The sequence below is a fragment of the Afipia sp. GW822-FHT04G07 genome (genome assembly GCF_058800765.1).
The window spans coordinates 3,849,373-3,872,518 of sequence record NZ_JBXAMP010000001.1; the positions used below are offsets into that span (position 1 = coordinate 3,849,373).

Genomic DNA, 23,146 nt, shown 5'->3' on the forward strand with positions numbered 1-23,146 from the left:
CATAAAACCTTCGAGGATTTGGTCATTGAATAAGGTTATAACGCCGCCCGACATCGTCGTCTTCATCGGTCTTGGACAAATGGGCCTGCCGATGGCGAAGCGCTGCATCGCTGCAGGCTTTGAGGTTCGTGGCGCGGATCCCTTCGCGTCGGCACGCGACGCGCTCGCAGTTTCGGGTGGCAAAGCATTTGCAACTGGAAAGGAGGCCGCAGCAGGCGCATCTGTGATTATCACGATGCTGCCTGACAGCAAGATCGTGCGCGAGGCCGTGCTCGGCGCCAATGGTGTCGCAGGTGTGCTTGCGAAGGACGCACTCATCATCGACATGAGTTCATCGGTGCCGGTCGACACCCAGTCGCTCGGCAAGGCACTGGCTGAGCTAGGTATCGGATTGATCGATGCGCCCGTGTCGGGCGGGGTGAAGCGAGCCGTGGATGGCACGCTCTCGATCATGGCGGGAGGTGATGCCGCGCTGGTCGAACGCGCACGCCCCTTGCTGCAGGCGATGGCGAAGTCGGTGTTCGCGACCGGCCCGATCGGCTCAGGCCACGCCATGAAGGCGCTCAATAACTACGTGTCGGCTGCTGGTCTTGTCGCCGCGTGTGAGGCGCTGCTGATTGGCCGGCGATTTGGCCTGACGCCCGACACCATTATTGATGTGCTCAACGCGTCAACCGGCAAGAACAACTCGACCGACGTCAAGATGAAGCAATTTGTAATCTCGGAGAGTTTTGCGTCCGGTTTCTCGCTTGCGTTGATGGCGAAAGATCTGCGTATCGCCGCCGATCTGTCAAAGATCGTGGGCGTCGATCCCTCGCATGCCGAAACGATCGCGAAGCTGTGGGAAAATGCGAAGGAATCTCTCGACAAGGGAGCAGATCATACGGCGATCTATCGGTTCATCGAAGCCGGAGCCGGGGACCGATAAAGTGGCCGCCGCATCGATGCTTGAGTCGCGAGTACGCTAGATGCCCAACAACTTCCGGGCGTTCGCTTTCAGCACCTTTGGCCGCACGTCATCGCGAATATCGAGTTTCTCGAAATCCGCCATCCATCGGTCTGGCGTGATCACGGGCCAGTCCGAGCCGAACAGCATCTTGTCTTGTAAGATCGTATTGACGTAGCGCACGAGGATCGGTGGAAAGTATTTCGGCGACCAGCCGGAGAGATCGATATAAACGTTCGGCTTATGAGTTGCGACCGAAAGCGCTTCTTCCTGCCACGGGAAGGATGGATGCGCGAGAATGATCTTCATGTCCGGGAAATCCACCGCGACATCGTCGATATACATCGGGTTGGAATATTTCAGCCGCATTCCGTTGCCGCCGCGCATTCCGGAGCCGACGCCGGTCTGGCCGGTATGAAACAGCGCGATGGAGCCGGCTTCCGCGATTGCCTCGTAAAGCGGATACGCCATGCGGTCGTTTGGATAGAAGCCTTGCATGGTGGGATGAAACTTGAATCCCTTGATGCCGTAGTCCGCGATCAGCTTGCGGGCTTCGCGGGCGCCGAGCTTGCCCTTGGCGGGGTCAATGCTGGCAAACGGAATCAGTACGTCTGAATTCTGCGCCGCCAGTTCCGCCATCTCGTAATTGTTGTATCGGCGAAAGCCGGTCTCGCGTTCGGCGTCGACCGGGAAGATGACGGCAGCGATTTTCTTGGCGCGGTAATACGCCGCGGTTTCAGGAACGGTCGGCGGATGTTTGTGCGGAGACTTGAAATACTCGGACATCGCCGCTTGAAAATCGTCATAGCCATCGTCGCCATGCGTGCCGCAAGGTTCTTCGGCATGGGTATGAATGTCGATTGCGACGACGTCCTCGATGTTCAGCATTTGCAGCGTCCTGTCAGACCAGCCCAAAGGGATCGTTGAAATAATTGCTTATATTATATAACAAAGTACGTTCGCGATTGAAAGTGGATGATTCCGGTTTGCGATCACAAAAAATGTATCCAACGGTGTCCACCAGCCAGCGTCAAAACCTGACCAGGCGGATGAGTGTTCGAAGGAACTGCTCACGCTCGTTCTCATTGAGCACCGACAGCGTTTTAAGATTGAAATTGTCAGCCAGACGAGCTGCCTGTTCCGTCAGTCTTTTGCCCTTGCTGGTCAAGGTAAGTTCAACGGCCCGCTTGTCGGTCGTCGCCCGCTTTCGGCTTATAACGGACGACGTCTCCAGTTTAGCCAGGATCTTCACGAGGTTAGGGAGCTGAATCCGGAGCGCTGCCGCGAGCTTGCTTTGGGTCACAGACGGGTTGTCGCGAACGATCATCAGGATCGAATGTTCTGCCGGGGAAAGTCCGACCTCGGCGAAAAACTCGAAAAATTCCTCGAATATTTGCAGCTGGAGCAACCGGATCATGAAACCCGGCGCGCGCTGCAGCGTGGTCAAATCCAACTGTTGTTCCAGGCCTTTCCGTCCCACGGGTTTCTCGGCCGGCTGCTTTGGGGGCGTTTCGGTTTTCGCTTTTTTGTTCATTCCAAAGCTCGTGGTTTGAGGGTGGATTGACTCTTTCAAAACAACTTATAAAATATAAGTAATTTCAGGCAGCGGTTAGACTGCCGTCAGGGTTGTAAACACAGGGAGCTTTCCATGGGACATATTTTTTGTCGTGCCAAAGTCACGGCTGCCGTCGCGGCGGGTGGTCTGCTGATTGCCAGCCTTGCGCAGGCGCAAGAGGATGTGAGGATTGGCGTTTTGAACGACCAATCAGGCGTTTTTGCTACCTATCAGGGGATCGGTTCGGTCATCGCGGCACAAATGGCGGTCGAGGACTACGGCGGCAAGGCCGCCGGCAAGAAAGTCGAGGTAGTTGCGGCGGATCACCAGAACAAGGCTGACATTGGTGTCGCGATTGCGCGCCGTTGGTATGAGAATGAGAACGTCGATGCGATCTTCGATTTGCCAAATTCCGCGATCGCGCTCGCCGTCGCGAACATGAGCTTGCAGAAAAACAAGGTCTTCATCGGTTCGGGTGCCGGGACAGCTCTTCTGACGGGTGAGAAATGCACGCCGAACACGGTGCACTGGACCTACGATACATACGCTTACGGACGAGGCCTTGGCAAAGCCGTTGTCGCGCAGGGTGGCAAGAAGTGGTTCTTTCTGACCGCTGATTATGCATTCGGACATGATCTCGAAAAGCAGGCCATGGAGGCCGTCAAGGCGAATGGGGGCGAGGTGGTCGGAGCGGTTCGTCATCCGCTCGGAGCCGCGGACTACGCATCGTTCCTGCTCCAGGCGCAGGCCTCGGGAGCGGATGTCATTGGAATTGCCAATGCCGGCGACGATACCATCACCTCCATGAAGCAGGCGGCAGAATTCGGCCTCACGAAAAAGCAGAAACTGGTTGGACTGATTCTTGGAATGAATGGTCTTCCGGCGCTCACGCTTCAGGCCGCGCAAGGTGCCCAGATTATGAATCCATTCTACTGGAATCTCAACGACGGGACCCGCTCATTTGCGAAGCGATTTGCCGAGCGTCACCCGCAGCGCAACTACCCGAATGACATGCAAGCCGGTGTGTACGCCTCAGTCATTCACTATCTGAAGGCGGTCGACAAGGTTGGCGGTGCCGTGGACGGAAGAGCCGTCGTGGAGGCTATGAAGGCGATCCCGGCCGACGATCCCTTGTTCGGCAAAGGTTATATCCGCAAAGATGGGCGGAAGATTCATCCGCTATATCTTCTTGAGGTCAAGAAACCGGACGACTCCACATCCAAGTGGGATCTGCTGAAGGTCGTCGCGACAATTCCCGGCGAAGACGCATTCAGACCGGAAAAAGATGGAAATTGCCCGCTGTCGAACTAAATGCCGAAGCTGTTTGATTGCGAACAATCTGCGTCCCACTCGGCGTCCCGCATTTTTGAGGCTTATGATGGAAGAAGCTGTGACAGATCAGCCAGCAATCGGGCTCCAGTTTCTCGCCGCGAATGTGCGTCGGGAGACGCGCCCAGACGGCACGGTGATATTGCGCACGGAAGCGCCATTGGCGGCGCCGGATATGCTGACGCACGATCACCTGAAACAGTGGGCTGAAGCTCGTCCCCGTCAAACGTTTCTTGCTGAGCGGAATGCAGCTGGCGACGGCTGGAAGACAATCAGTTACGCCGAGGCCCATGATAAAGTAGAGCGGCTTGCGTCTTCGCTCGCCGGGCGCGGGCTGGGGCCGGACCGTCCCATTCTTATCCTGTCGGGAAACAGCATCGAGCACCAGCTCATAGCTTTGGCTGCAATGCGGGCTGGCATTCCTTACACGCCGTTGTCGGTGGCGTATTCAACGATGAGTGGCGATTTTGGTAAGCTGCGGACTATTCTGAAGATACTCGACCCCGGACTGGTCTTCGCATCGACGGCGGCGCCTTTTGCGCGCGCGCTTGCAATCGATGAAATGAAGGGGCGTGAGATTGTTGTCGGAGGCGAAAAGCGTCTCGACAACGCTGTTTCACTCTCCAGCCTGCTTGAACATCCGCCGGAAGCCAGTGGCACCAGCGGTCTCTCGCCGGACACCGTTGCCAAAATCCTGTTTACGTCCGGATCGACGGGGACGCCGAAAGGCGTGCCGACAACGCATCGCATGATGTGCACATCGCTGTCGCAGATCGAGGCCGTCTGGCCCTTCATGGCGCTTCAAACACCGGTGTTTCTCGACTGGCTGCCCTGGAGCCATGTGTTCGGCGGCTCCTACACGGTGAACACAATCCTTCGTTATGGCGGGACGCTCTATATCGATGACGGAAAGCCGCTCCCCGGCGAGATTGGTCGGACCATCCGCAATCTGCGGGAGATCAGGCCGACTCACTATTGGAATGTTCCAAAGGGCTACGAGCTTCTGTTGGCGCAGCTTCAGTCTGACGAGGTTGCCTGCCAGAACTTCTTCGGCGATCTCACCTTGATGTTCTATGCAGGTGCCAGCCTGCCCGCGCCATTGTGGAAGCGACTGGTCGAACTTGGGCGCGCGACGACCGGTCGCGATATTCCGATGACGACTAGCTGGGGACTTACCGAGACCGCTCCGTCAATCACGATGGTCAATCGATCCGGGCTGACGCCGGGAAACATCGGGATTCCCTTGCCGGGGCTGGAACTGAAGCTGGTGCCGCATCAGGGGAAGCTTGAGGCTCGCGTCCGAGGACCAAATGTCATGCGCGGCTACTGGAATGCGGGGGAGGCGGCTAGCCCATTCGACGATGAAGGCTTCTTCTGTACCGGCGACGCAGTCGCCTTCGCGGATCCGGACGATCCTGCGCAGGGATTGATGTTCGACGGACGAACCACCGAAGATTTCAAGTTATTGACCGGAACATGGGTCGACGTGGCTGCGATCAGGTTGCGGGCCCATTCCGCACTTGCTGGTCTCATAGCCGATGTCGTCGTCACCGGCGCGGATCGTAACGATGTCGGGTTGCTGATCGTTCCAGCGCCAGCTCATTCAGCCGATGATCCGGCCTACAAGGGAAAGTTAAGTACCTCGCTTGCTGCGATCAATAAAGGCGTCACGGGTGCATCACAGCGTATCGCAAGAGCTATCATTTTGCGTGAGCCACCGACATTCGACTCCGGCGAAATCACCGAAAAAGGCTCGCTGAATTCACGCCTTATCCGCGAGCGCCGCAGCGACGTTGTCGAAGCGCTCTATCGCGATACCCATCCTGAAATCATCAAGGTCTGCTGAGTTATATGTCCCTTATGGAAAACGATTTCTTCACATATGAGTTGCGTGAGAATGTCGCTCGGATCGGTCTCAACCGTCCCGCAAAGCGAAACGCGATCAACGATGCCGTCATCGATGCTCTCGAGACCGTGGTGCGCCGGGCGCAAGCCAGTGCGAGGGTCGGCGTTATTTTCGGGCATGGCGATCATTTTTGCGCAGGGCTCGATCTGTCGGAACATGCCAAGAAGACGCCGATTGAAGGCATACAGGGATCGCGCCGCTGGCATGCGGTTTTCGATCAAATTCAGCGCGGCAGAATTCCGTTCGTTTCGGCGCTACATGGGGCAGTGATCGGTGGCGGCCTCGAACTCGCTGCTTCGACTCATGTAAGGGTCGCGGATGAGACGGCCTTCTTCGCGCTGCCGGAGGGGCAGCGAGGCATCTTCGTGGGCGGCAGCGGTTCGGTGCGGATCGCGCGCATGATGACGGTGGCGCGCATGACCGATCTCATGTTGACCGGCCGCGTGCTAGATGTTCATGAAGCCGAACGGTTTAACCTCCTGAACTATGTTGTCGGGGCTGGAAAGGCCCTAGACAGGGCGTGCGAACTGGCGAGCCAGATCGCGTCCAATGCACCGCTGTCCAATTTCGCCATTACCAATGCCTTGCCGCGCATTCAGGATATGGCGCAGGATGACGGGCTTTTTGTTGAGAGTCTGGTTGCCGCTTTTACGCAAACCAGTCCGGAAGCCACCGAGCGATTGAATGGGTTTGCCAAGAAGCGTGTCGCCAAACCGGCGGTTGGGGCCTTGCGAAACGGCTCCTGATTGGCCTGCGTGGGTGTGTAAACGGCCGATATGGATGGAACAAACATCGCCGGGAGGACTCTCACTCTTTGATTTCTCCCGGTGGTATTGGTAGATAGGCTCGCATATAGCGGTCTTGGTCGCAGGTTCCTGTAGGCTCAACCGTGCTTTCAGCGGAAACCGGAGACGACATGAAGAAGCCACTCACTCTGCCGGAAGAAGAGCCGCGCAAGATTCAACGTGCCGACATCGCGCCAGCCGAGGGGTTTACGCTCGTGGTCGATGGTCACTTCAAGACGCAATTTGCAGATGAAGCTGCGGCTAAAGTTGCCGCTGCGGAATTACTTAACCGGTATAAGATGCTGCAAATCGAAATCTACGATGCAGCGAAGCGGGAACGGACCAAGTTCTCCTGAAAGAACTTGAGTGGTAGCGGGCGCTTCGCTCTTTAGCGCGAAGACATCTTCTGCGTCAGATCGTCGGGCTGCCCACGTTCAGCCCGACGTTGATTCCAGGATCGTCAGCTATTTCTTTGCGCGTGCAATCGCCTCGACGATAAGTTGGCGTGCCTCCGTGGCATCACCCCAGCCGATCAGCTTGACCCATTTTCCGGGTTCGAGATCCTTGTAGTGCTCGAAGAAGTGCTGGATTTGCTCGCGCGTGATGGTCGGCAAATCGGTATAGTTGTGAACGTTCTCGTAGCGCTTGGTCAGCTTCGGCACGGGAACTGCGATGATCTTTTCGTCGCCGCCGCCGTCATCCTGCATCTTGAGGACGCCGATCGGGCGCACGTTGATCACCGCGCCCGGTACGATCGGGCGCGTATTGGCGACCAGCACGTCGATGGGATCGCCGTCGTCTGACAACGTGTGAGGCACGAAGCCGTAGTTTCCGGGATAGCGCATTGGGGTGTGCAAAAACCGGTCGACCACCAGCGTCCCCGCGGCCTTGTCCATTTCGTACTTGATGGGTTCGCCCCCGATGGGGACCTCCACGATGACATTGACGTCGTCCGGTGGATTGTTGCCAATCCGGATCGCATCGATATTCATGATGCCGTTGCTCTCTCTTGTATTCGGTTGCAGCGGCAACTAGCCGCCCGTTGAAGCGACATTATGGCATTTGCAGCTGCGTTGCGTCGTAAATTTGAATAGTCGCCGGCCTTGTCAGCAGGGTACGGAGGGCCTTTACGAATGCACCGGACGCCGGCACCTGGAAATGAACCATCAAGGCCTGCTTGTCCGCCCATTGTTCGACGAAAACCAGACGGAGCGGATTTTCGCAGTCGATATGGACCGCGTGGGAAATACAGCCTGGTTCGACGCGGGAGCGATGAACGTGCTCAAGGCTTAACCGGCGCACCTCATCGAATGTATCGGGTTTGGCAAGCGCGTCGCCGGTCACCACAATCATGCCTTCCTCCGAAGTTTCCGCTGCTGGAACGGCTACCACAGGCGGCAATAAAAAGCCGCGGCGGGCCGTTAGCCTGCCGCGGCGAAAATAACACAAATAGCTTGTTCTGCGCACCGCCAGCTGCGGCCTACGGCCGGCTTGAACCCCTCAGGGGCTTTCGTGGTTAAGCTTTGGCCACCTCGTGATTGGCCATTGTCTCCAGTGCCTTCACCATTGCGGAATGATCCCATGCCTTGCCGCCCTGGGCTGCGCAGGAATTGAAGAGCTGCTGGGCCATCGACGTGTTCGGCAGCGAGACGCCAAGCGCCCGTGCGCCCTCCAATGCCAGATTGAGATCCTTCTGGTGCAGCTCGATACGGAAGCCGGGATTGAAGGTTCGCTTGATCATGCGTTCCCCGTGCAATTCCAGAATGCGCGAGGTGGCAAGTCCGCCCATCAGCGCCTGCCGAACCAGCGCCGGATCGGCGCCCGCCTTTGATGCGAACAGCAAGCCCTCGGCGACGGCCTCGATGGTGAGTGCGACGATGATCTGGTTGGCGACCTTGGTGGTCTGGCCATCGCCGTTGCCGCCTATCAGGGTGACGTTCTTGCCCATCTTGTCGAATAGCGGCTTGACGGTGTCGAACGCACCTTGCGGCCCGCCCACCATGATGGTCAGTGACGCAGCCTTTGCGCCGACTTCGCCACCTGAGACGGGCGCGTCCAGATAGTCAGCGGCTTTCGTGTTGACCTTTTTGGCAAACTCTTTCGTCGCGATCGGCGAAATCGAGCTCATGTCGACGACGATTTTTCCTTTGGAAAGACCTTCTGCGACGCCACCGGACTTGAAGAGAACGGTTTCGACGTCCGGTGTATCCGGCACCATGATAATCACGACGCTGGATTTTTCCGCAATTTCCTTGCCTGATTTGCAGGCGGTGGCACCGGCGGCAACCATGTCCTTTGCGGCGGCAGACGTCTCCAGGACGAACAGACGATGTCCCGCGGCCTGCAAGTGGCCCGCCATCGGGCGTCCCATGATTCCGAGTCCGATAAAACCGATGTCGGTCATTCCCTTTTCCCTTCTTCTTGATTTACGCGCCGACGGTGTGCGGCTCGTACCACCCGAGACCTTCAGCGGTGGTGGTCTTCGGCTTGTATTCGCAGCCGATCCAGCCACGATAGCCGATCTCGTCAAGATAGCGAAATAGGAAGGGATAGTTGATTTCGCCGGTACCGGGCTCGTTGCGACCGGGATTATCCGCCAGCTGGATGTGTGCAATGCGGTCGAGATGTTTCTTCATGGTGGGGGCGAGATCGCCCTCCATGATCTGCATGTGATAGATGTCATATTGAATAAAGAGGTTCTCGGAGCCGACTTCGGAAATGATCTGCGCTGCCTGCTCCGTTCCGGTCAGGAAAAAGCCGGGAATGTCGCGGGTATTGATCGGCTCGATCAGCAATTTGATCGACTGCTTGGCGAGGGCGTCCGCAGCGTAAAGAAGATTTTCCACCAGCACCGCGCGAAGCTCTGCTGGATCCGCACCTGCGGGTGCGATCCCAGCGAGGCAATTGACCTGACGGCACCCCAGCGCCTTTGCGTACTCGATGGCGTGGCCGAGGCCGTCGCGGAATTCAGCGGTGCGATCTGGAAGTATGGCAATACCACGTTCGCCTGCGCCCCAATTGCCCGCAGGAAGATTATGCAGCACTTGCGTCAGCCCGTGTTGTTGGAGCTGTTCGCCAAGCACGCCCTTCTCGAAGTCGTAGGGAAACAGATATTCCACGCCGGCGAATCCTGCCGCCTTGGCCGCCGCGAAGCGGTCGAGGAACGGCAGTTCATTGAATAGCATTGTCAGGTTCGCTGCGAACTTCGGCACGACGAATGTCCTTTTCTTGTTTGTCTTGCGACGGAGCGCCGGTAGTCAGACCGGCAGCAATTTGCCGCGACCGATCTTCTCCGGGGTTGTGGGCGCGTCGTCGAGCGGAAGATCGAGAACCTCCTCGAACTCGACGATGTTATCGATCTCCGTGCCCATCGCGATGTTGGTGACACGTTCGAGGATGAACTCAACAACCACCGGCACGCGATGCTCCGCCATCAAGGCGCGGGCTGTGGCAAATGCGGCCTGTGCGTCGTTCGGATCGCGAACGCGGATTGCCTTGCATCCCAGTCCTTCGGCGACTGCGACGTGATCGACGCCGTAGACGCCAAGCTCCGGTGCGTTGATGTTCTCGAACGACAGCTGGACATGATAGTCCATCTCGAAGCCGCGCTGGGCCTGACGAATCAGGCCCAGATACGAATTGTTCACGACGACGTGGATGTAGGGCAGCTTGAACTGCGCGCCGACCGCAAGTTCCTCGATCAGGAACTGGAAATCGTAATCGCCGGAAAGTGCCACGATCTCGCGCGTTGAGTCGGCTGCACGGATGCCGAGCGCAGCGGGGAGGGTCCAGCCGAGCGGTCCTGCCTGTCCGGCGTTGATCCAGTTGCGCGGCTTGTAGACGCCGAGGAATTGCGCACCTGCAATTTGGGAGAGACCGATCACGCTGACGTAGCAGGTGTCGCGCCCAAACGCCTTGCTCATCTCTTCGTAAACGCGCTGCGGCTTGATCGGCACATTGTCGAAATGACTCTTGCGCAGCATCGTGCGCTTGCGGTCCTGACAGGCTGCCGGCCATGCCTGACGTTCCTTCAGCTTACCGGCCTTGCGCCATTCCTTTGCGACCGAGACAAACAGTTCGAGCGCTGCCTTCGCATCCGAAACGATGCCGAAATCCGGATTGAACACGCGGCCGATCTGCGTGGGCTCGATGTCGACATGCACAAAAGTGCGGCCCTTGGTGTAGGTTTCGATCGATCCGGTGTGACGGTTGGCCCAGCGGTTTCCGATGCCAAGCACGAAATCGGATTCGAGCATGGTCGCATTTCCGTAGCGGTGGCTGGTCTGAAGGCCGACCATTCCGGCCATCAAAACATGATCGTCCGGGATTGCACCCCAGCCCATCAGCGTCGGCACCACGGGAACATTGACGATCTCGGCGAACGCCACGAGAAGGTCGGACGCATCGGCATTGATGATGCCGCCACCGGCGACAATCAGCGGCCGCTCGGCAGCATTGAGCATGTCTAGCGCCTTCTCGATCTGCCGGCGCGTGGCGGCGGGTTTGTAGACCGAAAGCGGCTCGTAGGTATCGTCGTCGAATTCGATCTCGGCGAGTTGCACGTCCAGTGGCAGGTCGATCAGCACGGGGCCGGGACGTCCCGAACGCATGATGTGAAACGCCTGCGCAAACACACGCGGCACCAGCGCGGGCTCGCGCACGGTGACGGCCCATTTGGTGACTGGCTTGGCGATCGATTCAATATCGACCGCCTGAAAGTCTTCCTTGTAGATGCGCGCGCGGGGCGCTTGTCCGGTGATGCACAGAATCGGGATCGAATCCGCGATCGCCGAATACAGCCCGGTAATCATGTCGGTGCCGGCCGGACCGGAGGTGCCGATGCAGACGCCGATGTTGCCCGCCTTGGCGCGGGTATAGCCTTCGGCCATGTGCGACGCGCCTTCGACGTGACGCGCCAGAATGTGATTGATCGATCCGCGCTTCTTCAGCGCCGAGTAAAGTGGATTGATCGCAGCGCCCGGAACGCCGAACGCGCAGACGACGCCTTCCTTCTCGAGTACGCGCACCGCCGCATCGATTGCTCTCATCTTGGCCATGTTGGACTCCGGTCAATTGGTTCGGAGCGATCATCACGGCGAGAACACGCGTTCTCAACGCGGCTGATTTTGTTTTCCGACAGGCGGAACGGACGAAAAAACCTGCGTAAAAACAGGCAATTAGGTCGTCGCCAGGGTGAAAGAAATTCAGGGCGCTTTTGCGGTCATCGGCATTGTGCCGCCGAGCGCGCGGGTCATCTCGGTGGCGACTTCCTGCACGAACTTGCCGAGCACGGGCAAACGGTCGTCGGAGACGCGGGATGCCTTGCCCGACACCGAAATTGCAGCCAACGGCTCGCTGCAATCATCGTACACCACGGCCGACACGCAACGCAGGCCGACCTGGGCTTCCTCATCGTCAATTGAATAGCCGCGCTCCCGAATATCGTGGAGCGATTTGCACAACTCTCCGGCCCGCACGATCGATTTGGATGTCAACCGCGGCATGCCTTCGCGGCGGATAACCGCAAAAACATCTTCTTCTGTGTAGGTTGAAAGCAATGCTTTGCCGAGGCCGGAGGCGACCATTGGCGCGCGGCCGCCGACCTTGGTTACCGACCGCATGATCTCGCGGCTCTCGACGCGTGTCAGGATCACCATCGCCCCGTCATCGATGACCGCGAGATTCGCAGTTTCGCGAGATTGGTCGCGCAGCTTGCGCAAAAAAGGCATGGCTTGCGTCACGAAGTTGCGGCGGCGCGCGAATGTTGCGCCCACCGCGAAGCTCTGCGCACCGATGTGCCACACGGATTGATCGCGATCGAACTGGACGAAGCGGCGCTTCTCCAGAGTCGTCAGCAGGCGATGGATGGTCGAAGGCGAGAGGCCGGTGCGAATCGCAAGATCGGTCAGGCGATAGCCTTCGTCATCCTCAGCCAGCGTCTCGATCAGCAGCATCGCGCGGTCAACCGACTGCACGCCGCCGTCTTTGGTATCGGTTTCGTTGTCTGGCGCGGAGCGGGGCTCGACGTGCCTTCGTCGGATCGGGTCTTTTTTCATCGCTACCAACTCCCGCAATTGTGGTGTGAAGGTTGCTTTGCGTCGAATGATACTTGCTTGTTTGCAAAGAATACGGGTGCCGCCCGTGAGGGCGACACCCGATAGTCTGGATTTACAGAAGGCCCGCGCCGCGCGCCCACTTGTACTTCGCGCCGAGCACTTCGACCGGAAGTTCGGTCGAATAGGCGTAAGCCGGGATGCCGTTCTGGTAGAGATATTCAGCGGCTTCCTCGACCTCGATGTCGCCGGCGAGCGAAGCGACCATCGGCTTGCTGATGCCTTTCGCTTCCATCTCCTTCTTCACCTCAACCATGTTCCGCGCGAACACCATCGGCGGAGTAACGATGGTGTGCCAGTAGCCGAGGATCAGAGAGTGAATGCGATCGTCAGTCAGGCCGAGTTTCACCGTGTTGACGTAAGTGATCGGCGGTTCGCCACCGGTGATGTCTACCGGGTTGCCGGCAGCGCCGAACGGCGGGATGAACTTGCGGAACGCCTTATCGAGATCGTCCGGCATTTTCATCAGGGACATGCCGTTATCGACAACCGCGTCGGACAGCAGCACGCCGGAGCCACCGGCGCCGGTGATGATCAGGACGTTTTCGCCCTTCGGGGTCGGCAGCTTGGGGATGCCGCGTGCAAACTCAAGAAGCTGACGCAGCGAGCGGGCGCGGATCACCCCCGATTGCTGCAGGACATCCTCATAGATCTTGTCGTTGCCGGCCAGCGCGCCGGTATGCGACGCCGCCGCCTTGGCACCCGCCGACGTGCGGCCCGCCTTCAGCACAACGACCGGCTTCTTCTTGGAGACGCGCTTGGCGGCATCCGCAAAGGCGCGGCCATCTTTCAGGTCTTCGCAATGCATCGCGATGATGTTGGTATTCTTGTCCTGCTCGAAGAAGGCGAGCAAATCGTCTTCATCGATATCGGACTTGTTGCCAAGGCCAACGATCGCCGACACGCCCATCTTGGCGGATCGCGAGAAGCCGATGATCGCCATGCCGATGCCGCCGGATTGCGACGACAACGCGGTCGAACCCTTCACATCATAGGCCGTGCAGAACGTCGCGCAGAGATTGGCCGGAGTATAGTAGAAGCCGTAAATGTTCGGTCCCATCAGGCGGACGTTGTATTTGTTGCCGATCGCGACGATTTCTTCCTGCAAGGCAGGCTCGTTCGCTTCTGCAAAACCCGACGGGATCAGGACCGCGCCCGGAATTTTCTTCTCACCGCATTCGATCAGCGCGCCAGCCACGAACTTGGCAGGAATCGCGAACACGGCAGTGTCGATGACGCCCGGCACATCCTTGACGCTCTTGTAAGCCTTGCGGCCCATGATCTCGTCGGCCTTGGGGTGAATAGGATAGATATCGCCCTTGTAACCACCGTTGATGAGGTTCTTCATCACCGAGTTGCCGATCTTGCCGTCCTCGGCCGATGCACCGATCACCGCAACGGATTTCGGCATCATGATGCGGTTCATCGCAGTCACGATTTCTTCGTTCGAGCGCGGAGCAGGGCGCGGCTTGTAGTCGAAGTCGACGACGATGCGCACGTCGGCGGCAATCGCGTCCTTCTTGGTCGCGAACACCGGATTGAGGTCGAGTTCGACGATTTCAGGGAAGTCGCTGACAAGCTGGGAAACATTGACGATGATCGAGGCGAGCGCCTCGCGATTCACCGGATCGCCGCCGCGCACGCCGTGCAGCATTTCGTGGGCCTGAATGCCGTCGAGCATCGACAGCGCATCTTCATTGGTCGCGGGCGCAAGGCGGAAGGTTACGTCCTTGAGCACTTCGACGAGGACGCCGCCGAGGCCGAACGCCACGAGCTTGCCGAACGAGCCGTCGGTGATCGAACCGACGATGACTTCGGTGCCGCCCAGCAGCATCTGCTGAACCTGGATGCCCTCGATCTTGGCATCGGCTTTGTATTTCTTCGCGTTTGCGAGAATGGTGTCATAGGCCTTCTCGGCCTCGGCTGCGGTCTTGACCCCGACGATCACGCCGCCGGCTTCGGTCTTGTGAAGAATGTCAGGGGATACGATTTTCATCACCACGGGAAAGCCCATGCCGTCCGCCATCTTGGCGGCTTCGGCGGCCGATTTCGCGACGCCTTCCTTGGGGACTGGAATTCCGTAAGCGTCGCAGACCAGTTTGCCTTCCGGCGCCGTCAGGCTGGTGCGCTTATCTGCCTTTACCGCATCGAGAATTTTCCGAACGTCGGCTTTTGCCTGCTGTCCGAGATCGACCTTGCGGGCGGCGTCCTGTGAATGAGCCATTACTTCCTCCTGTCACGTCCATTTTTTGAAATCTGGGATCGCGCGCGAGTTGTCGGACGGTATTCCCGAGCGCTTCAGCACCATGTCGTGGTCTTTAACCCGCGTGCATTTTGGAACCCGCAGGCGAAAAGTCTACATTTGGCATTTGGTATGCCAAGAACCAACTTTGTCAAGCCTGTAAGGTGAGCTTTCTCGACCCGTAGGGTCTGCTTGACACTTTGGCATCTGGTATGCCAAGAACATAAACAACACTCCCGTGGTATACAGCCCTCAGGCAGAGAGAGGGAGATGATTCATGGCTACCCAAAAAATTTCAAAAGCGCCACTGACCGAGCAGGACATTGCAATCGTGCGCATCGCGCCCGAGGCAAGTTTCAAGAATAAGGCTTATGACGCGCTGAAAGAAGCCATTCTCAGGATGGACATCTATGCGTCGCCCGAGCCGGTCATGCTCGACGAGCGTGCATTGTCGGAACATCTCGGCGTGAGCCGCACGCCAATTCGCGAGGCGATCGCGATGCTGGAACAGGACGGTTTCGTCAAAACAGTTCCGCGCCGTGGAATCATCGTTGTTCGCAAGACGAAGGCTGAGATCGTCGACATGATCCGGGCTTGGGCTGCGCTTGAGAGCATGGCCGCGCGTCTTATTACGACGACCGCGCGCAAGAAGGACATTTCGGCGCTTCGCAACTTCTTCAAGGACTTCAACAAGGATCGCCTGCCGCAGGATCACATCGCGGAATATTCGAAAGCGAATATCGCGTTCCATCAGGCGCTGATCTCGCTGAGCGAGTCCCCGGTTCTGGTCGATATGACCAACGACATCTTGCTGCATGTTCGTGGCTACCGGCAGCTGACGATCGGCCGGACGGACCGCACAGCGGTGTCGTTGCCTGAACATCTTTCAATCATCGAGGCGCTCGAAGAACGCGATACCGAACTTGCGGAGAAGCGCGCGCGCGACCACACGCTTGGGCTTGCGACTTATGTCGAAACCCACGGGCAGGAAATTTTCACTTAGACCAACGATCAAAAAAAGAGACTAGGGAGGCCACCGATGCTGACGGCAGCAAACAAGGCAGAGACGACGGTTGCGAACGACGCGGAGCAGGAGCTGACAGATGGCTTTCATCTGATCATCGATGCGCTCAAACTTAACGGCCTCAACACGATCTACGGTGTGCCGGGTATTCCGATTACGGACTTCGGCCGCATGGCGCAGGCAGAAGGCATTCGCGTTCTTTCGTTTCGCCACGAACAGAATGCCGGCTATGCCGCGTCGATCGCAGGTTTTCTGACGAAGAAGCCGGGCGTCTGTCTGACGGTGTCGGCGCCGGGCTTCCTCAACGGTCTGACTGCGCTTGCTCACGCCACGACCAATTGCTTCCCGATGATTCTGATTTCCGGATCGTCGGAGCGCGAGATCGTCGACCTGCAGCAGGGCGACTATGAGGAAATGGATCAGCTCGCGATCGCCAAGCCGCTGTGCAAGGCGGCGTTCCGTGTGCTGCACGCTGCCGACATCGGCATCGGTGTTGCGCGTGCGATCCGTGCCGCCGTCTCGGGCCGTCCCGGCGGCGTGTATCTCGACCTTCCGGCCAAGCTGTTCGGACAGGTGATGAATGCGGACGCCGGCAAGAAGTCGCTGGTGAAAGTTATCGACGCGGCGCCGGCCCAGATCCCGGCGCCTGAGTCGGTCAAACGCGCGCTCGACGTGCTGAAATCGGCGAAGAAGCCGCTCATCATTCTCGGCAAGGGCGCTGCCTACGCGCAGGCCGATGATGCGATCCGTTCGTTTGTTGAAAAAAGCGGCATTCCTTTCCTGCCGATGAGCATGGCGAAGGGCCTGCTGCCCGATACACATCCGCAGTGCGCAGGTGCTGCGCGCTCGACGGTGCTGAAGGATTCCGACGTTGTCCTGCTGATCGGCGCGCGGCTGAATTGGCTGCTGTCGCACGGCAAGGGCAAGACCTGGGGTGACGCTCCGAAAAAATTCATCCAGATCGACATCGAGCCGAAGGAAATGGACTCGAACGTCGAAATCGTGGCGCCTGTCGTCGGTGACATCGGTTCGTGCGTCTCGGCGCTTCTGCAGGGCATGGGCGGCAACTGGGCGGCCCCGTCGGCGGATTGGACCAAATCCATTCAAACAAAACGTGACGACAATATCGCCAAAATGGCGCCGCGCCTGATGAACAACAACTCGCCGATGGATTATCATGGCGCGCTCGGCGTGCTGCGAACGATCATCAAGGAGCGCCCGGAGGCGATCCTGGTCAACGAAGGTGCCAATACGCTCGACCTCGCGCGTGGTATCATTGACATGTATCAGCCGCGCAAGCGCATCGACGTCGGCACCTGGGGTATCATGGGTATCGGCATGGGTTATTCCATCGCTGCGGCGATCGAGACCGGCAAGCCGGTGCTAGCGGTGGAAGGCGACAGCGCATTCGGCTTCTCCGGCATGGAAGTCGAAACGATCTGCCGCTACAAGCTGCCGGTTTGCGTTGTGATTTTCAACAATGACGGCATCTATCGCGGCACCGACGTCAATCCCTCGGGCAGTTCGGATGTTGCGCCGACCGTTTTCGTAAAGGGTGCGCGCTACGACAAGATGATGGAAGCTTTCGGCGGCGTCGGCGTCAACGCAACGACCCCCGATGAGCTGAAGCGCGCGGTTAACGCGGCAATGGATTCCGGCAAGCCGACGCTTATCAATGCGGTGATCGACCCGGCTGCGGGTAGCGAAAGCGGACGCATCGGTAATCTCAATCCGCAAAGCATCTTGAAGAAGAAATAATCAAGTCACACGACTGGGAGCATGTTGCTTCCAGCCAATTTCAATCCTCGCACTCGGCGTCAGAAGGCGTCGACCGATACGGAGCAGACAATGACACAGGCGCTGAAGGGCGTTCGGATTCTTGATTTCACTCACGTTCAGTCGGGCCCGACTTGTACGCAATTGCTGGCATGGTTCGGCGCCGACGTGATCAAGGTGGAGCGTCCCGGCGTCGGTGACATCACCCGCGGTCAGTTGCAGGATGTACCGAATGCGGACAGCCTCTATTTCACGATGCTCAATCACAACAAGCGCTCGATCACACTCGACACTAAAAATCCGAAGGGCAAGGAAGTCCTGACCGAGTTGATGAAGAAGTGCGACGTGCTGGTCGAGAACTTCGGCCCCGGCGTGCTGGATCGCATGGGTTTCCCTTGGGAGACCATTCAAAAGATCAATCCGAAGCTGATCGTCGCCTCGATCAAGGGTTTCGGTCCTGGACCTTACGAAGACTGCAAGGTCTATGAGAACGTCGCCCAGTGCACCGGCGGTGCGGCGTCGACCACAGGCTTCCGTGATGGCCTGCCTTTGGTCACGGGCGCCCAGATCGGCGACAGCGGCACGGGCCTGCATCTGGCGCTCGGCATCGTGACCGCGCTTTATCAGCGCACGGTCACCGGCAAGGGACAGAAGGTCACTGCGGCGATGCAGGACGGTGTGCTCAACCTCGCGCGCGTCAAGATGCGTGACCAGCAACGTCTCGCACATGGTCCGCTCAAGGAATACAGCCAGTTTGGTGAAGGCATTCCGTTCGGTGATGCTGTGCCGCGCGCAGGTAACGATTCCGGCGGAGGTCAGCCGGGCCGCATCCTGAAGTGCAAGGGCTGGGAGAGCGATCCCAACGCTTACCTTTATTTCATCACCCAGGCTCCGGTCTGGGAAAAGATCTGCGATGTGATTGGTGAGCCTGGCTGGAAGACGCATCCAGATTACGCCAAGCCGGCCGCGCGTTTGCCGCGTCTGAATGAAATCTTCGCGCGCATCGAACAGTGGACGATGACCAAGACGAAGTTCGAGGCCATGGAGATTCTCAACAAGGATGACATTCCGTGCGGTCCTATCCTTTCGATGAAGGAAATTTCCGAGGACAAGTCTCTCTATGCCACCGGCACGCTGGTTGAGGTGGATCATCCGACGCGCGGCAAGTACATTTCGATCGGTAACCCGATTAAACTCTCGGACAGCCCGACCGTTGTCACGCGTTCGCCGCTTCTGGGTGAGCACACCGATGAAATCCTGAAACAGGTGCTGGGCTTCAACGACAACCAGGTCGCTGAAACCCACAACTCGGGTGCGCTTGCGCCGCCGCGGAAAGTCGAAGCAGCTGAATAACGGCTGAAGACACGAATCTGATGAAAGCCGGCGGGAGCTCCCGCCGGCTTTTTCGTGGCCGCGTCGCCCGGTGCGAACCTTGGATAAATTGAGACATCTTGTCTCAGGCCGAGTTTCTGGTGCGATGCACCATCGATAATGCTGCCATGCAAAACGGTCCGTTGTGACTGGTATCTTGTATACCTATGATCTGTTCAACACGACGCCATCGGTATGGCGTTGCTGCTGAACTCATCGGTTTCGAAAGGCTCCCGTCATGTCCAAAACTGCTTCGCTCGGTCTCGCTTCGTCCAATGGTTTGTTGGGGCAGATCATTGCTTTCATTGACAATCTCCTGATGAAGAGCGCGCAGATTTCAGTTCGGAATGGCGATCTCCCAAGGTTCGGTCTCTGAAAAGATTAAGTCACTGACGCCTCGCAGATATTTGCGAGAGCGAAAATCAAGACAACTGCAAAAGGCTCCGGTTTTCCGGGGCCTTTTTGTTGTTTGGCTTGGATTCGATACCGCAGCGCCAGACAAATAAACTCAGAATAGCTCTTGTGTGCTGGCATATCGCATACAAGGATGCGCTTCAGGCAGCGGTCGTCGCTTACTTAATGGAACGGCCCGCCTGGGGAGAGAGACGATGGCAGAAACCGTTCTTGCCGTGCCGCAGCGGTTGTCCCGAGGGGCGACGAAGGTCGGCATAGTTATTCGCGCAAACTCCCTGACAATGACCGCACATGACCGATGCGCACGCATAGCAGCGCAGCGGCCATGTGCCTGCACAGTGATACGCTTGAACATTCCAGGAGGCAGGTGAAGGCACAATGCTATGAAAAGAGCTCTGGAGAAAACTCCGGAGCGGTCTTTGGACTCAAGCCGCCATCGAGCGGCATTAAAACAACGGTTGGGAGAAAACGTAATGATGCGATCGTCTAGTCAAACGTTAGGTCTTGTCCTGGGTCTCGGGGTTGCGGTGGGAGCTCTTGCTCCGTTGCCCGCTTCCGCGGCCTGGGAGCCCACACGGCCGGTCGAGATCATCGTGCCTGCGGGCACTGGTGGCGGTGCGGATCAGATGGCCCGGACCATCCAGGGGATCATCACCAAACATCAGCTGATGAAGCAGCCGCTGGTCGTGATCAACAAGGCTGGCGGCGCCGGTGGCGAAGGCTTCCTTGACGTCAAGGGTTCGGCCGGTAATCCGCACAAGCTGGTCATCACGCTGTCCAACCTTTTCACCACACCCTTGGGAACCGGCATTCCCTTCAGCTACAAGGACCTGACGCCGGTTGCGATGATGGCGCTCGATGAATTCATCCTCTGGGTCAACGCCGACAGCCCCTACAAGACCGTGAAGGATTACATCGCGGCGGCGAAGTCGAAGCCCGGCGAATTCAAGATGGGCGGCACGGGTTCGAAGCAGGAAGACCAGATCATCACGGTCGCCATCGAGAAGGCTTCCGGGACCAAGTTCACATACATTCCCTATCGTGGCGGCGGCGAAGTCGCGGTCCAGTTGGTCGGCAAGCATATCGACTCGAGCGTCAACAATCCGATCGAGGCTGTCGCCCAGTGGCGCGGTGGCGCTGTCCGCCCGCTGTGTGTGTTTGACGCCAAGCAACTGCCGTACAAGGACGTCATGGCTGACGGTAAGTCGTGGGGCGACATTCCGACGTGCAAGTCACAAGGACTCGACGTCGAATATGTGATGTTGCGCGGATTCTTCACCTCGCCCAAGGCCACCAAGGAGCAAGTCGACTACTACGTTGATGTGCTCAAGAAGGTTCGTGAAACTCCCGAATGGCAGGCCTTGATGAAGGATGGCGCCTTCAACCAGACTCTGATGGTCGGCCCCGAATACACGGCATGGGTCGAGAACGAAGAGAAGCGGCATCAGGCGCTCATGAAGGAAGCCGGTTTCCTGGCTGCCCCACAGTAAATCTCAAAGGTCAACACTGCCGGCGGATGCTTCCGCCGGCAGATTTTTTTAACTTGGAAAAAAACATGAGCGAGCATTCTTCTGAGGTTGGCCGTCGCGGACCGTCGCATCGATGGACCGAGTTGGGCGTCGCGGCATTCTGCATCCTGTTCGGTGCCATCACGATCATCGGTAGTATGAAAGCGGGAAGCGGCTGGGGTCCCGAAGGTCCGAAGTCCGGGTTCTTTCCCTTTTACGTCGGCGTCATCATTGTGCTGGCGAGCGCTGTAAATGCCATTCAGCTTTTAATGGAGCCTGACGACGGAAAGCTGTTCGCAAACTGGGGCGAACTCGGTCAGGTGATGTGCGTTCTCGTGCCGACGACAATTTATGCCCTGAGCATTCCGTATCTCGGCATCTATGTTGCGTCGGTTATTCTCATCGCGCTGTTCATGAAATGGCTCGGCAAATATCCATGGACGATCACAGCGGCCATCGCGCTGGGCACGCCGTTCGCGATCTATCTGTTCTTCGAAAAATGGTTCCTCATTCCGTTGCCAAAAGGACCGTTGGAAGACCTGCTTGGTCTCTAGAAATTTCAAGTTTCGGTTGAGGAAATCGACATGGAAGAAATCGTAAATCTGTTTCACGGCTTCGCGACGGTACTGCAGCCGTTCAACATTCTGGTCATGGTCATCGGTATCGTGCTCGGCGTGGTCATCGGCGTGCTGCCGGGGCTGGGCGGCGCCAATGGCGTGGCGATTCTGTTGCCTCTGACATTCAGTATGCCGCCGACGTCGGCGATTATCATGCTGTCATGCATTTACTGGGGAGCGCTGTTCGGGGGCGCCATCACATCGGTGTTGTTCAACATTCCCGGTGAGCCGTGGTCCGTAGCCACGACATTCGACGGCCATCCGATGGCGCAAAAGGGCAAGGCCGGGGAGGCGTTGACTGCCGCATTCACGTCGTCGTTCGTCGGCGCATTGTTCGCGGTGATCATGATCACGCTGGTTGCGCCGCTGGTTGCGAAGTTTGCGCTTCAGTTCGGCCCGGCGGAAAAATTCGCGGTGTTCTTCATCGCGTTTTGCAGTTTCATCGGCATGGGCAAGGAGCCGCCATTCAAAACAATTGTCGCGATGATGATCGGTTTTGCGCTCGCGGCGGTCGGCCTTGACAGTATTACGGGACAACTGCGCCTGACATTCGGCTTCTCCGAAATGCTCAGCGGATTCGATTTCCTGATCGCGGTAATCGGACTGTTCGGAATCGGCGAAATCCTTCTGACCATGGAAGAAGGACTGAACTTCCGGGGCAAGCCCGCCAAGATCAACGCAAAGGTAGTATGGGAGACATGGAAAGAACTCCCGCGCTACTGGGCGACGTCATTGCGCTCGTGTTTCATTGGCGTGTGGATGGGAGTTTCGCCTGCCGGAGCAACGCCTGCATCTTTCATGAGCTATGGCATCGCCAAGCGCATGTCGAAGCAGGGTGCGAACTTCGGCAAGGGTGAAATCGAAGGCGTGGTCGCGCCCGAGACCGCCGCGCACGCGGCAGGCACGGCTGCGTTGCTGCCGATGCTGTCCCTCGGCGTTCCTGGTTCTCCGACGGCAGCGGTGCTGCTTGGCGGCTTGCTGATCTGGGGATTGCAGCCCGGGCCACTGCTGTTTGTCGAGCAGAAGGAGTTCGTCTGGGGACTGATTGCCAGCATGTACCTTGGCAATTTCGTCGGCCTGATCATCGTGCTGACCTGTGTGCCGCTGTTCGCAGCGATCCTGCGCATTCCCTTCAGCATTATCGCGCCTGTCATTCTCGTGCTGTGCGCGATCGGTGCCTACACCGTGCACAACAACACCTTCGACGTGGTGATGATGATGGTGTTCGGCGTGGTCGGATACGTGATGAAGAAATGCAACTATCCCATGGCGCCGCTGGTTCTTGCCATCGTGCTCGGGGACAAGGCCGAGGAGGCGTTCCGGCAAGCACTGTTGGGCTCGCAGGGCAGCCTCGGCGTATTCTTCTCCAATACGCTGGTTAGCACGATCATGACGCTTGGATTGATCTCGTTGTTCTGGCCGTTGATTTCTGCGGGTTGGTCGCGGTTGCTGTCGCGAACGCCGAAGATCGCGACATAAGAGCAGGGAGAAGGCTGGACTCCAGTCGTTCGAATCGAAACCGAGGCCTGTTCGCCGAAGGCAAGCATTCGAGCATTGGAG

20 protein-coding genes are annotated in these 23,146 nt (G+C 58.1%); 11 read left to right on the plus strand and 9 right to left on the minus strand.

Annotation, left to right across the window (positions count from 1 at the left end):
* Nucleotides 1-25: 25 nt before the first annotated feature.
* Entirely contained in the window at nt 26-928 is a 903-nt protein-coding gene (locus AC1RKJ_RS18730) for an NAD(P)-dependent oxidoreductase (protein ID WP_492792413.1), read from the plus strand.
* A 36-nt stretch (nt 929-964) separates the two neighbouring features.
* Here AC1RKJ_RS18730 and AC1RKJ_RS18735 read toward each other — a convergent pair whose 3' ends face one another.
* Both AC1RKJ_RS18735 and AC1RKJ_RS18740 read right to left on the minus strand, forming a co-directional pair.
* Nucleotides 965-1,834, minus strand: a complete 870-nt coding sequence (locus tag AC1RKJ_RS18735; RefSeq protein ID WP_492792414.1) for an amidohydrolase family protein — start codon at nt 1,832-1,834, stop codon at nt 965-967.
* A gap of 142 nt (nt 1,835-1,976) precedes the next feature.
* Nucleotides 1,977-2,480, minus strand: coding sequence for a MarR family winged helix-turn-helix transcriptional regulator (locus AC1RKJ_RS18740; protein ID WP_492792415.1), 504 nt, complete (start codon nt 2,478-2,480; stop codon nt 1,977-1,979).
* Nucleotides 2,481-2,594: 114 nt separating this feature from the next.
* Here AC1RKJ_RS18740 and AC1RKJ_RS18745 point away from each other — a divergent pair, with 114 nt between their 5' ends.
* From AC1RKJ_RS18745 to AC1RKJ_RS18760, 4 genes are all read left to right on the plus strand, one after another.
* On the plus strand, nt 2,595-3,812 hold the full coding sequence (locus AC1RKJ_RS18745) for an ABC transporter substrate-binding protein (protein WP_492792416.1): 1,218 nt from the start codon (nt 2,595-2,597) through the stop codon (nt 3,810-3,812).
* The gene (locus tag AC1RKJ_RS18750) at nt 3,787-5,676 is read left to right on the plus strand and encodes a feruloyl-CoA synthase (protein ID WP_492792417.1); all 1,890 of its coding nucleotides are present in this window, start codon (nt 3,787-3,789) and stop codon (nt 5,674-5,676) included. The genes AC1RKJ_RS18745 and AC1RKJ_RS18750 overlap by 26 nt, the downstream gene beginning before the upstream one ends.
* A 5-nt stretch (nt 5,677-5,681) precedes the next feature.
* Nucleotides 5,682-6,482, plus strand: coding sequence for a crotonase/enoyl-CoA hydratase family protein (locus tag AC1RKJ_RS18755; RefSeq protein WP_492792418.1), 801 nt, complete (start codon nt 5,682-5,684; stop codon nt 6,480-6,482).
* Between the two features lie 170 nt (nt 6,483-6,652).
* Nucleotides 6,653-6,877 carry a hypothetical protein gene (locus AC1RKJ_RS18760; protein ID WP_492792419.1) on the plus strand — a complete coding sequence of 75 codons (225 nt, stop codon included), beginning with the start codon at nt 6,653-6,655 and terminating at the stop codon, nt 6,875-6,877.
* A gap of 108 nt (nt 6,878-6,985) precedes the next feature.
* Here AC1RKJ_RS18760 and ppa read toward each other — a convergent pair whose 3' ends face one another.
* The 7 genes from ppa to AC1RKJ_RS18795 form a co-directional block, all read right to left on the minus strand.
* Complete coding sequence (ppa, locus tag AC1RKJ_RS18765) at nt 6,986-7,513, minus strand: inorganic diphosphatase (protein ID WP_492792420.1); 528 nt, start codon at nt 7,511-7,513, stop codon at nt 6,986-6,988.
* Nucleotides 7,514-7,574: 61 nt separating this feature from the next.
* A complete protein-coding gene (locus AC1RKJ_RS18770; protein ID WP_492792421.1) occupies nt 7,575-7,874 on the minus strand; it encodes a putative quinol monooxygenase in 300 nt (99 codons plus the stop codon).
* Nucleotides 7,875-8,037: 163 nt separating this feature from the next.
* A complete protein-coding gene (locus AC1RKJ_RS18775; RefSeq protein ID WP_492792422.1) occupies nt 8,038-8,925 on the minus strand; it encodes a 2-hydroxy-3-oxopropionate reductase in 888 nt (295 codons plus the stop codon).
* A 22-nt stretch (nt 8,926-8,947) separates the two neighbouring features.
* Complete coding sequence (hyi, locus tag AC1RKJ_RS18780) at nt 8,948-9,733, minus strand: hydroxypyruvate isomerase (protein WP_492792423.1); 786 nt, start codon at nt 9,731-9,733, stop codon at nt 8,948-8,950.
* A gap of 45 nt (nt 9,734-9,778) precedes the next feature.
* The gene (gcl, locus tag AC1RKJ_RS18785) at nt 9,779-11,578 is read right to left on the minus strand and encodes a glyoxylate carboligase (RefSeq protein WP_492792424.1); all 1,800 of its coding nucleotides are present in this window, start codon (nt 11,576-11,578) and stop codon (nt 9,779-9,781) included.
* Nucleotides 11,579-11,725: 147 nt separating this feature from the next.
* On the minus strand, nt 11,726-12,577 hold the full coding sequence (locus AC1RKJ_RS18790) for an IclR family transcriptional regulator (protein WP_492792425.1): 852 nt from the start codon (nt 12,575-12,577) through the stop codon (nt 11,726-11,728).
* A gap of 112 nt (nt 12,578-12,689) precedes the next feature.
* Complete coding sequence (locus AC1RKJ_RS18795) at nt 12,690-14,858, minus strand: acetate--CoA ligase family protein (RefSeq protein ID WP_492792426.1); 2,169 nt, start codon at nt 14,856-14,858, stop codon at nt 12,690-12,692.
* 295 nt (nt 14,859-15,153) lie between these two features.
* On the opposite strand from AC1RKJ_RS18795, the gene AC1RKJ_RS18800 reads away from it, so the two are divergent.
* The 6 genes from AC1RKJ_RS18800 (at nt 15,154) to AC1RKJ_RS18825 (ending at nt 23,065) form a co-directional block, all read left to right on the plus strand.
* Nucleotides 15,154-15,879, plus strand: a complete 726-nt coding sequence (locus AC1RKJ_RS18800) for a GntR family transcriptional regulator (RefSeq protein ID WP_492792427.1) — start codon at nt 15,154-15,156, stop codon at nt 15,877-15,879.
* Nucleotides 15,880-15,915: 36 nt separating this feature from the next.
* Nucleotides 15,916-17,658 (plus strand): oxalyl-CoA decarboxylase, encoded by a 1,743-nt coding sequence (oxc, locus tag AC1RKJ_RS18805; RefSeq protein ID WP_492792428.1) that lies wholly within the window; start codon nt 15,916-15,918, stop codon nt 17,656-17,658.
* Between the two features lie 90 nt (nt 17,659-17,748).
* Nucleotides 17,749-19,029 carry a formyl-CoA transferase gene (gene frc / locus AC1RKJ_RS18810; protein WP_492792429.1) on the plus strand — a complete coding sequence of 427 codons (1,281 nt, stop codon included), beginning with the start codon at nt 17,749-17,751 and terminating at the stop codon, nt 19,027-19,029.
* A 905-nt stretch (nt 19,030-19,934) separates the two neighbouring features.
* Nucleotides 19,935-20,951, plus strand: coding sequence for a Bug family tripartite tricarboxylate transporter substrate binding protein (locus AC1RKJ_RS18815; protein ID WP_492792430.1), 1,017 nt, complete (start codon nt 19,935-19,937; stop codon nt 20,949-20,951).
* Between the two features lie 65 nt (nt 20,952-21,016).
* The gene (locus AC1RKJ_RS18820) at nt 21,017-21,523 is read left to right on the plus strand and encodes a tripartite tricarboxylate transporter TctB family protein (protein WP_492792431.1); all 507 of its coding nucleotides are present in this window, start codon (nt 21,017-21,019) and stop codon (nt 21,521-21,523) included.
* Nucleotides 21,524-21,553: 30 nt separating this feature from the next.
* Nucleotides 21,554-23,065, plus strand: a complete 1,512-nt coding sequence (locus AC1RKJ_RS18825; protein ID WP_492792432.1) for a tripartite tricarboxylate transporter permease — start codon at nt 21,554-21,556, stop codon at nt 23,063-23,065.
* The last annotated feature ends 81 nt before the right edge of the window (nt 23,066-23,146 follow it).

Excerpts from the sequence above, each read along its gene's own strand:
- AC1RKJ_RS18735 (WP_492792414.1), bottom strand. The coding sequence starts at position 1,834 with ATGCTGAACATCGAGGACGTCGTCGCAATCGACATTCATACCCATGCC.
- AC1RKJ_RS18740 (WP_492792415.1), bottom strand. The coding sequence starts at position 2,480 with ATGAACAAAAAAGCGAAAACCGAAACGCCCCCAAAGCAGCCGGCCGAG.
- AC1RKJ_RS18745 (WP_492792416.1), top strand. The coding sequence starts at position 2,595 with ATGGGACATATTTTTTGTCGTGCCAAAGTCACGGCTGCCGTCGCGGCG.
- AC1RKJ_RS18750 (WP_492792417.1), top strand. The coding sequence starts at position 3,787 with ATGGAAATTGCCCGCTGTCGAACTAAATGCCGAAGCTGTTTGATTGCG.
- AC1RKJ_RS18755 (WP_492792418.1), top strand. The coding sequence starts at position 5,682 with ATGTCCCTTATGGAAAACGATTTCTTCACATATGAGTTGCGTGAGAAT.
- AC1RKJ_RS18760 (WP_492792419.1), top strand. The coding sequence starts at position 6,653 with ATGAAGAAGCCACTCACTCTGCCGGAAGAAGAGCCGCGCAAGATTCAA.
- ppa (WP_492792420.1), bottom strand. The coding sequence starts at position 7,513 with ATGAATATCGATGCGATCCGGATTGGCAACAATCCACCGGACGACGTC.
- AC1RKJ_RS18770 (WP_492792421.1), bottom strand. The coding sequence starts at position 7,874 with ATGATTGTGGTGACCGGCGACGCGCTTGCCAAACCCGATACATTCGAT.
- AC1RKJ_RS18775 (WP_492792422.1), bottom strand. The coding sequence starts at position 8,925 with ATGACCGACATCGGTTTTATCGGACTCGGAATCATGGGACGCCCGATG.
- gcl (WP_492792424.1), bottom strand. The coding sequence starts at position 11,578 with ATGGCCAAGATGAGAGCAATCGATGCGGCGGTGCGCGTACTCGAGAAG.
- AC1RKJ_RS18790 (WP_492792425.1), bottom strand. The coding sequence starts at position 12,577 with ATGAAAAAAGACCCGATCCGACGAAGGCACGTCGAGCCCCGCTCCGCG.
- AC1RKJ_RS18795 (WP_492792426.1), bottom strand. The coding sequence starts at position 14,858 with ATGGCTCATTCACAGGACGCCGCCCGCAAGGTCGATCTCGGACAGCAG.
- AC1RKJ_RS18800 (WP_492792427.1), top strand. The coding sequence starts at position 15,154 with ATGGCTACCCAAAAAATTTCAAAAGCGCCACTGACCGAGCAGGACATT.
- oxc (WP_492792428.1), top strand. The coding sequence starts at position 15,916 with ATGCTGACGGCAGCAAACAAGGCAGAGACGACGGTTGCGAACGACGCG.
- frc (WP_492792429.1), top strand. The coding sequence starts at position 17,749 with ATGACACAGGCGCTGAAGGGCGTTCGGATTCTTGATTTCACTCACGTT.
- AC1RKJ_RS18815 (WP_492792430.1), top strand. The coding sequence starts at position 19,935 with ATGATGCGATCGTCTAGTCAAACGTTAGGTCTTGTCCTGGGTCTCGGG.
- AC1RKJ_RS18820 (WP_492792431.1), top strand. The coding sequence starts at position 21,017 with ATGAGCGAGCATTCTTCTGAGGTTGGCCGTCGCGGACCGTCGCATCGA.
- AC1RKJ_RS18825 (WP_492792432.1), top strand. The coding sequence starts at position 21,554 with ATGGAAGAAATCGTAAATCTGTTTCACGGCTTCGCGACGGTACTGCAG.